This window comes from Cellulomonas sp. C5510 (genome assembly GCF_019797765.1).
In the GTDB taxonomy this organism is placed as follows: Bacteria; Actinomycetota; Actinomycetes; order Actinomycetales; family Cellulomonadaceae; genus Cellulomonas.
Genome location: NZ_CP081862.1, coordinates 577,185 through 591,496, shown reverse-complemented (window position 1 = coordinate 591,496; position 14,312 = coordinate 577,185). Strand labels below are relative to the sequence as shown.

Genomic DNA, 14,312 nt, shown 5'->3' with positions numbered 1-14,312 from the left:
ACCCGTTGAGCACCTTCTCCGGACTGGGCACCGCCCTCAGCTCCCTGATCGCGCAGCGCCAGGCGCTCGAGGTGTCGGGCCAGAACGTGGCCAACGCCAACACGGTCGGCTACACGCGGCAGCGCGCCGCGATGAGCTCCCTGCCCGCCGCCACCGTGCCGTCGATGTTCTCCACGACGGACGGCGTCGGCATCGGCACAGCGGTGACCGGCATCGAGCGGCTCGGCGACGTGTTCCTCGACGCCCGGGTCCGCAACGAGACCTCCGGCGCCTCCCGGCTGTCCGCCGTGGCGACCGAGTACAAGACGCTCGAGACCACCATCGGCGAGCCGTCCGCGACCGGGTTCTCGAAGGACCTCACCGCGTTCTGGACGTCCTGGTCGGACGTCGCCAACTCGTCCGGGACCGTCGCCAACCGCTCCGTGCTGCTCGAGCGCGGCAAGGCCGTCGCCGACCGGATCGGCACGATGTACCGCGACATCGACACCCAGTGGCAGCAGGCGCTGACGACCACCACGTCGCTCGTCACGCAGGTGAACACCACCGCCGCGAACGTCGCCGACCTCAACACCCGCATCCTCGCGATCACCAACGCGGGCGGGTCGGCCAACGAGCTCATGGACCAGCGCGACCTGCTCGTCACGCAGCTGTCGTCCCTCGTCGGCGCGTCCACCCGCGCGAACGCGGACGGCACGCTCGACGTGATGGTCGCCGGCAACGCCCTGGTCTCCGGGGGCAGCGCCAACGCGCTCGAGGTCGCCCCCACCAGCCCGGTGTCGTTCCAGGGCGCCGTCGCCGGGGACGCGGTCACCATCCGGTGGGCGAAGACCGGCCACGCCTCCGGCATCGACGGCGGCACGGTCGCCGGCCTGCTCACCGTCCTCGCCCCCGCGGGCAGCGGCGGCGTCCTCACCGGGGCGGCCGCGCAGCTCGACGGGCTCGCCACGCAGATCGCCGAGCAGGTCAACGCGATCCACCAGGACGGCTACACCGTCGACGGGCGCACCGGCATCGACTTCTTCACCTACGACTCCGGCAGCCCGGCCAAGAGCCTCGCGGTCGCGATCACGGACCCCGACGACATCGCGGTGTCCGCCAACGCCGCGGAGGCGTTCGACGGCACCGTCGGGGAGAAGATCGCCGGGCTCGCGAAGACCGCCGGCGGGCCCGACTCCCTGTGGTCCGCGTTCGTCGTCGACCTCGGTGTGAAGTCCGCGAGCGCGTCCTCCCGCGCCACGGTCGCCGAGGCCGCACGCGCCACCGCCGCGACCGCCCAGCTCGCGCAGACCTCCGTCGACACCGACGAGGAGACCGTCAACATGCTCGCGTTCCAGCGGGCGTACGAGGGGGCGGCCCGCGTGCTGACCGCGGTGGACGAGATGCTCGACACGCTGATCAACCGGACGGGGGTGGTGGGCCGATGAGCACCATCGGGCGCGTCACGCACTTCACGGTGCGGGCCTCGACGCTGGGCAACCTGCAGACCAACCTGCACAAGATGTCCGAGCTGCAGGCGCAGATGTCGTCGGGCACGAAGATCAACGTCGCCTCCGACGACCCCGCCGGCACCGCCGACGTGCTGCGCATCCAGGGCGACCAGCGGCTGCTCGACCAGTACAGCCGGAACGCCGCCGACGGCGAGGCCTGGCTGCTCACGGTCGACAGCGCGCTCACCACGTCGCTCGCCTCGCTCCGCAAGGCCCGCAACCTCACCGTCCAGGGCGGCAGCGGTGCGCTCGGCACCACCTCCCGGGCGGCGCTCGCCCAGGAGATCGAGGGCATCCGCGAGTCGCTGCTGGCCCAGGCGAACACCACGTACCTGGGGCGGTCCGTCTTCGCGGGCACCGTCTCCGGGGAGGCGTTCAGCGACGCCGCGGGCGGCTACGTCTTCAACGGCGTCGCCACCGGACGCGTCGAGCGCACGGTCGCGAGCGACACCACGGTGCGCGTCGACAGCACCGGCTCGGCCGTCTTCGGCGAGGGCACCGACTCGGTGTTCGCCGTGCTCGACCGCATCACGGCCGCGCTGAACGACACGACCACGGACTTCGCCCCCTCCGCGTTCCTCGACGAGATCGACGGCCACCTCGACAACATGCTCACGGAGCTGTCGTCCAACGGTGCCCGCCAGAACCAGGTCGACTCGGCGCAGGACCTCATCTCCGCCAACCAGATCACCGCCAAGACGCGCCTCGGAGCCATCCAGGACGTCGACCTCGCGCAGATCATCCTCGACATCCAGTCGCAGGAGGTCGCGTACCAGGGCGCCCTGGGCGCCGCCGCCAAGGTGCTTCAGCCGACCCTCCTGGACTTCCTGCGATGACCGCTGACCTCGTCGACGCCGCGCGTCGCACCCACCTGCCCGAGCACCTCCACCTGCAGTCCCCCATGCCGGGGCTCGCGGGCTACGAGGACTTCACGCTCACCCCGCTGGACGACGCCGGCGTGCTCTACGCGCTGCGCTCCGAGCCCGAGGGTGCCCGCCCGGTGCGGCTCTTCGTCGTCGACCCGGCCGTGTTCTTCCCGGAGTACGCGCCCGCCCTCGACGCGGACGTGCTCGCGGCCCTCGGCACCGACCGCGCCCACGCGGTGCGGCTCGTCGTGGTCCGCCCCGCGGACGGAGGCGAGCCGCCGACCGCGAACCTCCTCGCGCCCCTGGTCCTGGACCCCGTGAGCGGGACGGCCGTGCAGACCGTCCTCACGGAGGACTGGCCGCTGCGCGCGCCGCTCGCCCCGGCCGCCTGACCGTCCCCTCCCGCAGGAGCCCGCCATGACCACCCCCCTCGGCGACGACGTCGCGCCGGCGGCTCCCCGCCCCGCCGGGCCCATCGGCGGCGGTGAGACCACCGTGCTGCGCCAGCCGGTCGTCCACCCCGACCGGAGCGTGTTCGGCTACGCCGTGCGCGTGCGCGTCGGCGGCCCGTCCGGCGTCCCGCTGCCGGAGGAGGTCACCGAGCCCGCCGTCGAGACCGCGTACCGGCGCCTGGACCTCACGGGCCTCGCGGACGACCGGCCCGTGCTGCTGCGCGCGACCACCGGGCTGCTCTCCGGCTCCGTGGCCGTCTGGTACGACGCCGCGCGCCTGGTGCTCGAGGTCACGCCCGCCCTGACGCGGCACCCCGAGGCCGATGCGCTCGTCGCCGCCACCACGGCCCGCGGCTCGCGCGTCGCGCTGGCCGACTACGACGGCTCCCTGCCCCAGGACCGCCTGCTCCCGCGGGCGTCGCTGGTCAAGGTCGACCTGCGACGGGGGCCCGACCAGCTGGCCGACCTCGTCTCCCGCGCGCACGCCGCCGGCGCCACGGTGGTCGGCGAGCACGCGGACGACGCCGAGCGGGTCGCACTGGCGCTGTCCCTCGGCGCCGACCTGATGCAGGGCCCGATGTTCCAGCGCGACACCCCGCCGGTGCGCCGGACGTTCTCCGCGGGCGAGCTGCAGTGCCTGGAGCTCGTGCGCGTGCTCGGGCAGGACCCTGTCGACCAGCACGCCGTCGTGCGGACCGTCGCCGCCGACCCCGAGCTGTCGATGCGCGTGCTGCACCTGGTCAACTCCTCGGCGTTCGGCCTGCGCCGGGAGATCGACTCCGTGCAGCAGGCCGTCGTGCTCGTCGGGCCGCGGCAGCTGCACGCCCTGGCCATCGCGTCGCTCATCCAGGCCCGGCCGACGTCCGTGGCGTCGCTGTGGTCGGTCCTCACGCGCGCCACCGCGTGCCACACCCTCGCCGGCGACGACGCCGGGTACACCGTCGGTCTGCTGTCCGCGGTGGCGGCGCAGCAGTCCATCGACCTCGTCGAGCTCGTCGAGCGCACGGGGGTCTCCGACGCGCTCGCGGGGGCGCTGCTGCGGCACGACGGCCGGCTCGGGAAGGTGCTCGCCGCGGTCCTGGCGCACGAGGAGAACGACACCGAGGCCGTGCAGGCCACCGGGCTGGAGCCGTGGGACGTCGCGCACGCGTACCTGGCGGCCGTGCCGCAGGCGCTCGGCACGGCCACGGCGCTGGCGTTCGGCGACTGACCGCAGGGGCCTGCGACCCGCACCGGGCGCCGTCCCGCACGGCCTAGGGTGGTGCCGTGCCGTCGTTCATCCGCCTCGCCCTGCGCCCCGAGCAGCGCAAGCCCGCGCCCGACCCGGTGCCCGTGAGCCTGCGGCCGGTGTTCCTCGTCGGCATCGCGGTCTGGCTGACGGCGCTGGTCGTCGCGCTGGTGCTGTGGCTCACGGGCGCCGCCGGGCCGCTCGGCGTGTGGACCTGCGCCGTGGGCGCGGCGCTGGGGGTCCTGGGCCTCGGCTGGAGCCGCCGCCGGCCCGGGCGCTGACGGCCCGCCGGGCACGGCGCGCTCGGCCCGCCGGGCACGGCGCGGGCGCGCACCGTCAGGCGTCGTCCGTCCGGGCGACCTCGCGCGCGGCGCGCGCCTCCGCGGCCCGCGCCCGCGTCCGGCCCGTCGCGTGCTCCGACCACCGGGGCACGAACGCCGCGAGCGCGGCCGCGGACAGCACGCCCGCAGCCCCCATCGTCACGATGCCCGCGGCCAGGCTCCCGGCTGCCGCCACCGCGGACACGACCAGCGGTCCGGCCGCCGCGCCGGAGTCCTGGAACACCCGCCACACCCCGAGGAACCTCGCCCTGGCGTCCGGCGGTGCGACGTCCGCGCCGAGCGTCATGAGGATGCCCGAGCCGATGCCGTTGCCGAACCCCATGACCATCGCCACCACCGTCAGCCCCGCCAGGGAGCCCGTCAGCGGCAGCGCCGCGATCGCCCCGCCGAGCACCAGCATCGACGGCACCGCCACCCACAGCCGGCCGCGGCGGTCCATGACCTTGCCCGCCGGGTAGAACAGCAGCATGTCGACCGCGCCCGAGATCCCGAACACGAGGCTGGTGGTCGCCGGCGACAGGCCCAGGTGCTCCGACCACAGCGGCAGGACGACCTGGCGCGTGGAGCGCACCGCGCCGACCAGCACGACCGCCACGCCGAGCGTCGCCAGCAGCCGCGCGTGCCGCCGGACCAGCGCCGCCGTCGACACGGCCGACCGGGGGCGCGGGGCGCCGTGCGGGTCGTCCGGGTCTCCCGCGAGGCCGACGACGAGCGCGGCCGCGACGCTCGTGCCGACAGCGAGCCAGAACACGGACCGCAGGCCGCCGAGGTGCAGCACCCCCGCCCCGAGGAACGGCCCGAGGAACACGCCGATCCGCGCGACCCCGCCCAGCGTCGACAGCGCACGGGCCCGGTTCACGACCGGCACGGCCTCCGTGAGGTACGCCTGCCGGGCGAGGTGGAACACCGCGGAGGCGGCCCCCATGACCAGCACCCCCGCGCCGAGCACCGGGAGCGTGGGCGCGAGCGCGCAGGTCGCCAGCGCGACGCAGGCGACGCCCGCCGCCACGATCATCGCGCGCCGGTCGCCCACGCGGGCGGCGAGCGCCCCGGCCGGGACGTCCCCGAGGATCTGGCCGACGCCGACGAGCGCCACCACGAGCGCGGCCCGGTCGAGGCCCGCACCGAGCTCCGCTGCGACCAGCGCGACCACCGGGGTGACGGCGCCGAGCCCCGTCTCGTAGAGCAGGGCGGGCAGGTAGGCGGAGGTCAGGAGGGAGCGGGTCATCGCCCCGACATCATGCCCCGCCCGTCGGCGGCCTGCTCCACGGCGAGCTCCGCCACCCGCTCCGGCTCGAGCAGCACCAGCTCCACCGCGTGCCGCAGGTGCCACGCGCCGGCCGCCTGCACGAGACCGCGCGCCAGTCCCGCGAGGTGCGTCGCGTGCACGACGGCTGCCGGGCCCGTCCCCTCGACCCACCAGTCCACCGGGACGCCGTCCACCCGCAGCGACTCGTGCTCCACCCAGGTGGACGGGGCTCCCGGCAGCAGCGTCCGCACGGCGGGCGGCGTGGCCGTCAGGGCGCCGGCGTCGTCGCCGTCCTCCTGCGCGACCGCCCCGTCGGCGAGCTCGTCCGCGGTCGGCACCCCCAGCGCCTCCGCGAGGTCGTCCGGGTCCGCGGGCCCCACCGGCGGCACCATCGCGGCCACGTCCGTGCGCTGCCACCACATCGGCTCGGGCGCCACCGCGGCGTCCTCCGCGTGCACCAGCGCCACCCGGTCCGGGGCGACGAGCGCGGGGAGCACGTCCAGCCCGGGCCGCCCGGCGTCGTCGTCCGCCCACGCCCGGGCGCGGCCCGCCCAGGCCGCCCAGACCGCCGCGGCCAGTGCGAGGTCGACGGGGGCGCCCACCGGAGCCGCGGCGCGCAGCAGCCGGTTCCAGTCGGGGGCCGGCACGTCGGCGACGCGCGCGACCCCGCCGAGCGCGGCCAGCACCGCGTCGTCCAGCCCGGCGACGTCCGCCGGAGCCGGGGGCAGCAGCCGTGCGGCGGCCGGCTCGGCGCCCGCGACGGCGAACGGCCCGCCCGGCACGAGGCCGGAGCGGTGCCGCAGCCACCACGCCGTGTACGACGGGGCGGTGCCCGTGGCCTGCTCCGCCCGCACCGGCTCGAGCAGCGCCCGGCGCAGCGGCCCGGGCTCCGCGAACCGGGCGAGCACCCGCGACCACGCCCCGGGGTCGACGGCGTCGAGGTCCGCGACCGCGACGACCTCCGGCAGCGACTCCCCCTCGCCGAGCAGCCGGGCGACCTCCGCCAGGTAGTCGTCCCACCCGTCGAGGCCGTCGGTCACCAGCTCGGCGTCCTCGTCGAGGTCCGGCCCGGACGTGGCGACGTCGGCGAGCCGCAGGAGCACCAGGTCGGCGCGCACCCCCACGGCCGCGAGCGCCGCAGGCCCCCAGCGGTCCACCGCCGCCGGGTCGGCCGGTGCCAGCACCCGGTCGTCGAGCAGCGCCGCGGCCCGCGACCCCGGGAGCACCAGGCCGTGCGCCGGCGCCGGCTCCCCGTCGGCGTCGCGCAGCGTCAGCAGGCCCAGCACCGCGCGGCCGGCCGGAACGGGCGTGCCGGGGTCGAGGCCGGCGTCCGGGCCCCCGGCGAGCGTGGCGCGCACCAGCGTCAGCACCGCGTCGGTGACCTGCTCGGCGAGGTCGAGGTCGTCCTCGCCGGCCTGGTCCAGCACGGCCTGCCGGACGCCCGGGTGCCCCAGCAGCGCCGCGGGGTCGGCGGGCGCGGCCCCGAGCCGCTCCAGCACCGGGTGCGCGGCCTCCGGGTGCACCAGCCGCAGGCCCCAGCGGCCCAGGACGCCGAGGGCGGCGGCGAGGCCCCCCGGCTGCGCGGGGTCGCCCGGCCGGTCAGCCGCCGAGCCGTCGGCCGGCAGCAGCAGCCCCCGCGCCCCGCGGACCACGCGCCCGTCCGCCAGCGGGACCGGCAGCCCGGCGAGCGCCTCCCGCACCAGCGGGTCCCCCACCGCGGGCGCCAGGGCCTCGTACAGCGCACGCCAGCGTGCCTGCGGCAGGTTCGCCGCCGCGGGCAGCTCCTCCACGACGTCGGCGACCTCCCGGACCTCGACGCCCAGCGCCCGCGCGGCCGGCAGGTCTCCCTCGGCCAGCACCACCATCCCGCCGAACCACGGCGCCAGCGCCCGCGTCAGCTCCGCCGCGGCCGGCCCCGCGAGCGCCACGGCCCGCCGCGGCTCGACCAGCGCCGCGGGGTCCCCGCTGCTGCCCGCGCCCGCACCGCCCGCACCGCCCGCAGGATCCCCCGGGGGACCGGGGGGCGCGGACGCGACCGGGAGGAGCGGGGTGCGGGACAGGGCGGCCAGCAGCCGCGGGCGCAGGGCCGCGTCGACCTCCCCCGCCGGCAGACCCTGCGGGACCAGCCGCAGGGCGTCCCCGCCGTCGGACGCCACGTCCGCGGCCAGCAGCGCGTACAGGTCGCCCGCGACGTCGAGCAGCGCGTCCGTCACCCGGCCGCGCGCTGCACGCCGGCGGGTCGGGTCGAGCGGCAGCGTCGCGACGAGCAGGGCCGGCAGGTCCAGGGGGTCGTCGGTCGGCGTCGGCGCGTGCAGCACGGCCGGGGCCCGCACGGCACCCGGACCCCCGTCGCCCGTCCACGTGTCCGGCGCCCGCCCGTCCCGCGGCAGCGCCCAGGTGACGCGCCACCCGCGGCGGCCGCGCTCCTCGACGGGTCGGTCCGCGACCAGGGCCGGTTCGAGCTCCCCCTCCGCGGTGCGCCGTCGCCACCTCTGGTCCAGGTCGGCGACGCGCCGCCGCGTCCCGGCCAGGTCGTCCTCGACGACGACCTCCGCGAGCGCCGGCAGGGCGAGCAGCAGCGGGTCGCCGACCTCCGCCAGCATCCGCCGCACGGCGTCGACGGCCTCCTCGTCGCGCAGCGCCAGGACCACCGCCGTGTCGTACCCGCCGGGCGGTCGTCCCGCGTGCTCCCGCGGGAGCCGCAGCGCCGGCAGCGACCCCTCCCGCCGGGCCACCTCGTCCGCGAGCCGGGGCTCACCGGCCGCGGCGAGCGCGAGGTCCTGGCGCGTCTCCGCGAGCGAGAACCGGACGGACCCCGAGGTCGAGAGCACCGCGAGCTCGTCGGACACCGCGCGCACCGCGGCGAACCCGACGCCGAACCGCCCGACCAGGCCGCCGCCCGACGCCGGCCCGCCCCAGTCCCGCGAGGAGGACGCGCGCATCGACGCGAGCGACGCCACGCCGGCCTCGTCCAGCGGGGCACCGGTGTTCGCGGCGACCAGCACCGGTACGCCGTCCGCGACCCCGGTCGGGCCGCCGCCCGTGCCGGCCCCGTCCGCGCCGCCGCCGTCCGACCCCGCGGCGGTCAGCCGCAGCAGCAGCCGCCCGGGCACGCCGGCGCGGACGGCCGCGTCGGCGGCGTTCTGCGCCAGCTCCACCACCACGCGGTCGCGGTAGTAGCCGCGGGCGTGGTCCTCCTCGGTGTTCGCGTCCTCGCGCAGGCGCGCGGGGTCGCTGCGCCACGTCCTCAGCACCCGCTCGCGCAGCGCGCGCGTGCCGAGGACGTCGGCGGTCACGGCTCCGGCTGCGAGGCGGGGGCCTCTCCGGCCCCGGCGTCCGGGGTTGCTCCGGTGACGTCGTCCCCGGCCGCGTCCACCTCGGCATCGACCGCTCCCTGAGCAGTCGCCCCCGCCTCGGCGGCCCCCGCCTCGCCGGTGCCCGAGGTCGGCTCCAGCACGAGGTCGCGCGTCACCGGCACGTCCGGCCACTCCGACGGGCGCGGCTCGACGTCGGTCTCCGAGTGGGCGCCGCAGCCGTGCTCGAGCGCGACGACCTTGCCGTCGTCGGGCGACCACTCGTTGACGCACACGCCGAACACGGTGCCGAGCGGTCCCTGCAGCGGCACGAGGAACCCGCAGGTCATGCAGGGCTCGGCGGACGCGACGGATCCGGCGGTCGCCGGGCCCTGCCGCCCGCGGTACCAGCGCTCGGCCGCCTCCGCGATGCCGACGGGCGACAGCACCCGGTTGCGGGCCAGCGCGAGCTCGCCGATCGCGACCTCGTCGACCTCCGGGTCGCCGGTCGGCGTGAAGCCGGGCTCCAGGCGCGGGTCGTCGGCGCGGAACGGCAGCACGTCGCCGGCACCGATGTCGCCGGGACGCAGGCGCTCCTCCCACGGCACCCAGGCGGGCGCCAGGACGGCGTCGTCGCCGGGCAGCAGGACCGCCTCGCACACGGTGGCCTTGCGGGCACGCGGCACGCGCGACAGCGTGACCGTCCACACCCAGCCGCGGTAGCCCTTCGCGGTGCAGGCGAAGCGGTGGGAGACGAGGCGGTCGGCCTCGACGGTGTACCCGAGGTGCTCCCCGACGTCCTCGGGGTGCTCCGCGAGATCGAGGGCCGCCGCGCGCGCGAGGTCGACGGCGCCGCCGAGCACCGCGTCCTGGGTCGCCGTCGCCATCTCAGGCCTCGAGGTCGTCGGCGACGGCGCGCAGCAGGGCGGAGACCTGGCCGGCGCGGGACTTCTCGGGGTAGCGGCCGCGGCGCAGGTCGTTGCCGACGCGGTCGAGCACCTTGATGAGGTCCTCGACGATGACCGCCATGTCGTCGGCGGGCTTGCGCGCGGCCTTCACGACCGACGGCACCGGGTCGAGCAGCTTGACGGACAGCGCCTGCGGACCGCGGCGGCCGTCCGCCACACCGAAGTCGACGCGGGTGCCGGGCTTGGGCGAGCCGATGCCGGCGGGCAGGGCGGACGCGTGCAGGAACACCTCGGTGCCGTCGTCGGCGGCGATGAAGCCGAAGCCGCGATCGGTGTCGAACCACTTGACCTTGCCGGTGGGCACTGCGATCCCCTGGTGTGTCGTCGGAAGCGCGCGGACCGCCCGCACGTCACCAGGCTACCGGTCGCGCCGCGTCCCCACGGCCCGCTCCGCCGCGGGCGGTGCCCCCGCGCGGCGGTGGGAGCGCCCCGGCCTCAGCCGAACGCCACGCCGTCGTCCGGCTCGCCGTCCAGGGCCTGCAGCCGCGGCACCGGCTGGTACACGGTGGCGAGCAGGGCGCGCGCCTCGCGCAGGGCCGTCAGGTACACGAGCGACACGTGCAGGGCGGAGTACGGGGACCTGATGCTCGGCGAGTGCTCCTCGGCGATGGCGTCGAGGTACGCGTCGAGCACGTCGCAGGCCGCCACCACGCGGGCGCTCGGCTGCGAGCGGTGCAGCTCCGGGTCGAGGTCCGCCACGGGAACGTCGAGCAGCTCGGAGACGATGCGCACCAGCGCCTCGGTCGACGCCTCGAGCGGGTCCTGCGGCGCGAGGATCTCGGCGGCGCGCGTGCGGGCCAGCGCCATCAGCGGGATCTCGTCGTCGTGGTGGCCGGCGGTGGCGAGCACCTCCAGCACGAGCATCGCCCGGAACCGCTCCCGCCCCAGCAGCACGAGGGCCTGGTGCAGGTTGCGGACGGTCCGGCCCGCGCCGGAGACGCTGTTGACGACCCGGAACACCTTGAGCGCGATCGCCGGGTCGGCCGCGGTGAGCCGCGCGAGCCGGCGGTAGGACACCTGCGGGTCGCCGAGCTGGACGAGCAGCCGGCCGGCGACCATCGCGTGGTGGGCGAGCGCGGGCCGGGTCAGCACCGTCGGGCGCCGGAAGTGGTAGCCCTGGAAGAGGTCGAACCCGGCGTCCTGGGCAGCGAGGAAGTCGTCCTCGTCCTCCACGTGCTCCGCGACCAGGGCGGCCGTCGGCGCCTCCTCGCGCAGCTGCGCGGCGAACTCCGCGAGCCGGTCCCCGACGTCGGACATGTCGACCTTGACGTAGTCGCACAGCGGCAGCAGCGGCCAGCGCGCGTCGCCGGGCACGAAGTCGTCCAGCGCGATGCCGAACCCGAGCCGGCGCAGCCGCTCGACGCCGGCGACGACCTCCTCGTCCGCGGGGACCTGCTCGAGCACCTCGAGGACGACGCGGTGCGGGTCGAGCGCCACGGGCAGCTCGTCCACGATGAAGGACCGGGGCACGTTGACGAACAGGTCGCCGCTCCCCGCGAGGTCCTCCACGCCGAACTCGGTGAGCGTCGCGACGATCACCGTGGCCGTCGCGCGGTTGTCGTCGATGCCGGGGCGCACACCGGACTCGACGGCGTCGGCGCTCGCGCGGAACAGCAGCTCGTGGCCGATCGGGCGGCTGAGGACGTCGTAGATGCCCTGGCGCGCGACGCACACCTCGTGCGTCGCCCCGGGCAGGTGCCCGGCGGTGATCGGGGCCATGGGGTCCCTTCCGGTCGGCGCGCGCGCTCCTGAAGCCGCGCGAGGGCGTTGACCACCTGCTGATCGGCACCACCGCCCGCGTCCTGAGCACCCGGACGGGTGGCGCCGCTGCTCAGCCCTCGGCCAGCCGGTCGAGCGCGAGGGCGGCGAGCACCGCCGGGCCGACCGCGAGCGCCTCGTCGGCGAAGCGGGCCTGGGCCGCGTGGTTGTACGCCGCCGTCGCCGGGTCGTGCCCCGCGGGGGTGGCACCGAGGCCCAGGTACGTGCCGGGCACCTGCTGCAGGACGTACGAGAAGTCCTCCGCCCCCGGCAGCGGCTGCGGCGCCGGGTAGTAGGCCGACTCGCCGAACAGCGCGCGGGTGAGGTCCGCGGCACGCCCGACCTCGCCGGGGGTGTTCGACGTGACCGGGTACCCCGGCCGGTAGTCGACGGTGACGGACATCCCGTGCGCGGCGGCGACGCCCTCGCACACCCGCGTCAGGCGCTCGGCCACGACGCCGTGGGTGGCCTCGGAGAACGTGCGCACCGTCGCCTCGAGGCGCGCCTCGGCGGGGATGACGTTGTCGGTGGTGCCCGCCTCGATCCGCCCGACGGTGACGACCACCGGGTCGAAGACGTCGAACTGCCGGGTGACCGCGGCCTGCAGGGCGAGGACGATCTCCGCCGCGACGGGAACGGGGTCCTGCGCCAGGTGCGGCATGGAGCCGTGGCCGCCCCGGCCGTGGACCGTGACGTGCACGGTGTCGGCGGCGGCGAGCATCGTGCCGGGCCGGGACGTGACGAGACCGGCGGGCAGCAGGGCCGACAGCACGTGCAGCCCGTAGGCGGCGACCACCCGCTCGCCGGCCGCGTCGAGCACGCCCTCGTCGATCATGTGCCGGGCGCCGTGGTCGCCCTCCTCGCCGGGCTGGAACATCAGCACGACCGAGCCCGGCAGCGTCTCCCGGCGCGCGGCGAGCAGCCGCGCGGCACCGACGAGCCCCGCGACGTGCAGGTCGTGCCCGCACGCGTGCATGACGCCGGGGTTCTCCGAGGTGAACGGCTCGCCCGAGTCCTCCGTGACCGGCAGCCCGTCCATGTCGCCGCGCAGCAGCACCGCGGGGCCGGGGCGCCCGCCGCGCAGCACCGCGACGACGGACGTCAGCCCCGTGCCGGTGACGACCTCCAGGTCGAGCGGCGCGAGCGCCTCGAGCACGAGCGCCTGCGTGCGCGGCAGGTGCAGGCCGAGCTCGGGGGTGCGGTGCAGCGCGTGCCGCAGGGCGACCACCTCGGGGAGCTGGGCGGCGGCCTCCTCGCGCAGCGCGGTCAGGACGGCGGGGTCGAGCACGGTTCAGACCTCCAGGGCAGCGGGCTCCGCCGGGATGTCGGCGGGGTACATGAGGCGCTCGGACACCAGCCACGACCCGACGGCGGAGACCGCGAGGCCGACGGCGGCGTACACGGGCACGAGGCGCAGCGCGTCCTGCGCGATCAACCACTCGGCCACGAACAGGAACGTACCGCCGAACACGGCGATGGCGGCCCCGGCGGGCACGCCCAGCCCCACGGCGCGGATCGGCACCGGGAACAGCCGCGCGCCGGCGACGGGGGTGACGCCGAGCTGGAGCCCGACGCAGGTCGTCAGCAGCGGCGCGGCGACCACGTACGGCAGCACCCCGGACGCCAGCCCCAGCATGAGCGGCACGACGAGCACCGCCGCGGCGGTGAACCCGGTGCGGATCAGCGCGAGCGGCCCGAACCGGTCGGCGAGGAACCCGGAGGCGATCATGGCGACCAGCAGGCAGACGAGCGCGACGGTGTGCTGCGACGTGGCCTGGGCCTCGGTGTAGCGGCCGGTGTGGCCGGCGAACTCGGGCAGGTACACGGACCCGAAGTAGACGCCGACGGTGGAGCCGATGGTGAGCATGAACGCGAGCGCCATCCGCCCGGCGTGGGCGCGCAGCAGCGGGCCGGGCGCCTGCAGACCGGCCGCGCGGGACCGCTCGAACACCTCCGACTCGGGAACGCCGCGCCGGATCCACAGCGCGAGCAGCCCGCACAGCGCCGCGACGACGAACGCGACCCGCCAGCCCCCGTCCCGCACGGCGTCGGCCCCGAGCACACCCAGCAGCACCGCGAGCACCACCGTCGCACCGAGCGTCCCGAGGGCGTCCCCGGAGTACGCGAACGCCCCGTACCGGTGCCGCCGGTCCGCGGGCGCGACCTCGACCACGTACGTCGCGGCGGTCGCGACCTCGCCGCCCATCGCGACGCCCTGGAGCACCCGGGCGGCGACCACGACGACCGCGGCCCACCACCCCGCGACCGCGTAGGTCGGTGCCGCGGCGATCAGCGCCGAGCCGACCGCGATCAGCGAGACGGACACCAGCAGACCGGTCCGCCGGCCGCGGGTGTCCGTGACCCGCCCCATGAGGTACGACCCGACCGGCCGGGCCACGAACCCGATCGCGAACACCGCGTAGGCGCCGAGCACCTTCGTCACCGGGTCGTCCCCGGGGAACACCTGCCCGGCGAAGTACGGCGCCAGCAGGCCGTACATCGTCCAGTCCAGCGACTCGACGAAGATCCCCGCCGTGCTCGCGACCACCACGCGCGTCCGGCGCACACCCGCCACCGCTGCCTCCCGCCGCACCGGCGCACCGGGTCGGCACGCGGTGCACCGCATCGTGCACCCGCCGGTTCCCGGCCGTCGGCCGACGCGCCGGGAGC

Annotated in this window: 12 protein-coding genes; 5 read left to right on the top strand and 7 right to left on the bottom strand. The window is 76.9% G+C overall.

The genetic code is table 11. From position 1 onward, the window contains the following. The first annotated feature begins 5 nt into the window (after window positions 1-5). From flgK to K5O09_RS02675, 5 genes are read left to right on the top strand one after another with little or no spacing between them, the layout of a single operon-like run. Entirely contained in the window at window positions 6-1,424 is a 1,419-nt protein-coding gene (gene flgK / locus K5O09_RS02695) for a flagellar hook-associated protein FlgK (protein ID WP_222171334.1), read from the top strand. Beyond that, the gene (flgL, locus tag K5O09_RS02690; protein ID WP_222171333.1) at window positions 1,421-2,323 is read left to right on the top strand and encodes a flagellar hook-associated protein FlgL; all 903 of its coding nucleotides are present in this window, start codon (window positions 1,421-1,423) and stop codon (window positions 2,321-2,323) included. Before flgK ends, flgL begins: the two co-directional genes overlap by 4 nt. Next, window positions 2,320-2,745, top strand: coding sequence for a flagellar assembly protein FliW (locus K5O09_RS02685; protein WP_222171332.1), 426 nt, complete (start codon window positions 2,320-2,322; stop codon window positions 2,743-2,745). Before flgL ends, K5O09_RS02685 begins: the two co-directional genes overlap by 4 nt. Window positions 2,746-2,770: 25 nt before the next feature. Beyond that, on the top strand, window positions 2,771-4,015 hold the full coding sequence (locus K5O09_RS02680; protein ID WP_222171331.1) for an EAL and HDOD domain-containing protein: 1,245 nt from the start codon (window positions 2,771-2,773) through the stop codon (window positions 4,013-4,015). Between the two features lie 56 nt (window positions 4,016-4,071). After that, window positions 4,072-4,314 (top strand): DUF2530 domain-containing protein, encoded by a 243-nt coding sequence (locus K5O09_RS02675; protein WP_222171330.1) that lies wholly within the window; start codon window positions 4,072-4,074, stop codon window positions 4,312-4,314. Between the two features lie 55 nt (window positions 4,315-4,369). Here the strand turns inward: K5O09_RS02675 and K5O09_RS02670 are convergent, their stop codons facing one another. From K5O09_RS02670 to K5O09_RS02640, 7 genes are all read right to left on the bottom strand, one after another. Further along, window positions 4,370-5,602, bottom strand: coding sequence for an MFS transporter (locus K5O09_RS02670; RefSeq protein WP_222171329.1), 1,233 nt, complete (start codon window positions 5,600-5,602; stop codon window positions 4,370-4,372). Then, window positions 5,599-8,919 (bottom strand): sacsin N-terminal ATP-binding-like domain-containing protein, encoded by a 3,321-nt coding sequence (locus K5O09_RS02665; RefSeq protein WP_222171328.1) that lies wholly within the window; start codon window positions 8,917-8,919, stop codon window positions 5,599-5,601. Before K5O09_RS02665 ends, K5O09_RS02670 begins: the two co-directional genes overlap by 4 nt. Continuing rightward, entirely contained in the window at window positions 8,916-9,803 is an 888-nt protein-coding gene (locus K5O09_RS02660) for a DUF3027 domain-containing protein (protein ID WP_222171327.1), read from the bottom strand. Before K5O09_RS02660 ends, K5O09_RS02665 begins: the two co-directional genes overlap by 4 nt. A gap of 1 nt (window position 9,804) precedes the next feature. Continuing rightward, complete coding sequence (locus K5O09_RS02655) at window positions 9,805-10,188, bottom strand: cold-shock protein (RefSeq protein ID WP_222171326.1); 384 nt, start codon at window positions 10,186-10,188, stop codon at window positions 9,805-9,807. A gap of 131 nt (window positions 10,189-10,319) precedes the next feature. Next, window positions 10,320-11,603, bottom strand: coding sequence for an EAL and HDOD domain-containing protein (locus K5O09_RS02650; RefSeq protein ID WP_222171325.1), 1,284 nt, complete (start codon window positions 11,601-11,603; stop codon window positions 10,320-10,322). 112 nt (window positions 11,604-11,715) lie between these two features. Next, window positions 11,716-12,930: a M20 family metallopeptidase gene (locus K5O09_RS02645; RefSeq protein WP_222171324.1), complete on the bottom strand. Its 1,215-nt coding sequence runs from the start codon at window positions 12,928-12,930 to the stop codon at window positions 11,716-11,718. Window positions 12,931-12,933: 3 nt separating this feature from the next. Beyond that, a complete protein-coding gene (locus tag K5O09_RS02640; protein WP_222171323.1) occupies window positions 12,934-14,208 on the bottom strand; it encodes an MFS transporter in 1,275 nt (424 codons plus the stop codon). Window positions 14,209-14,312 lie beyond the last annotated feature (104 nt).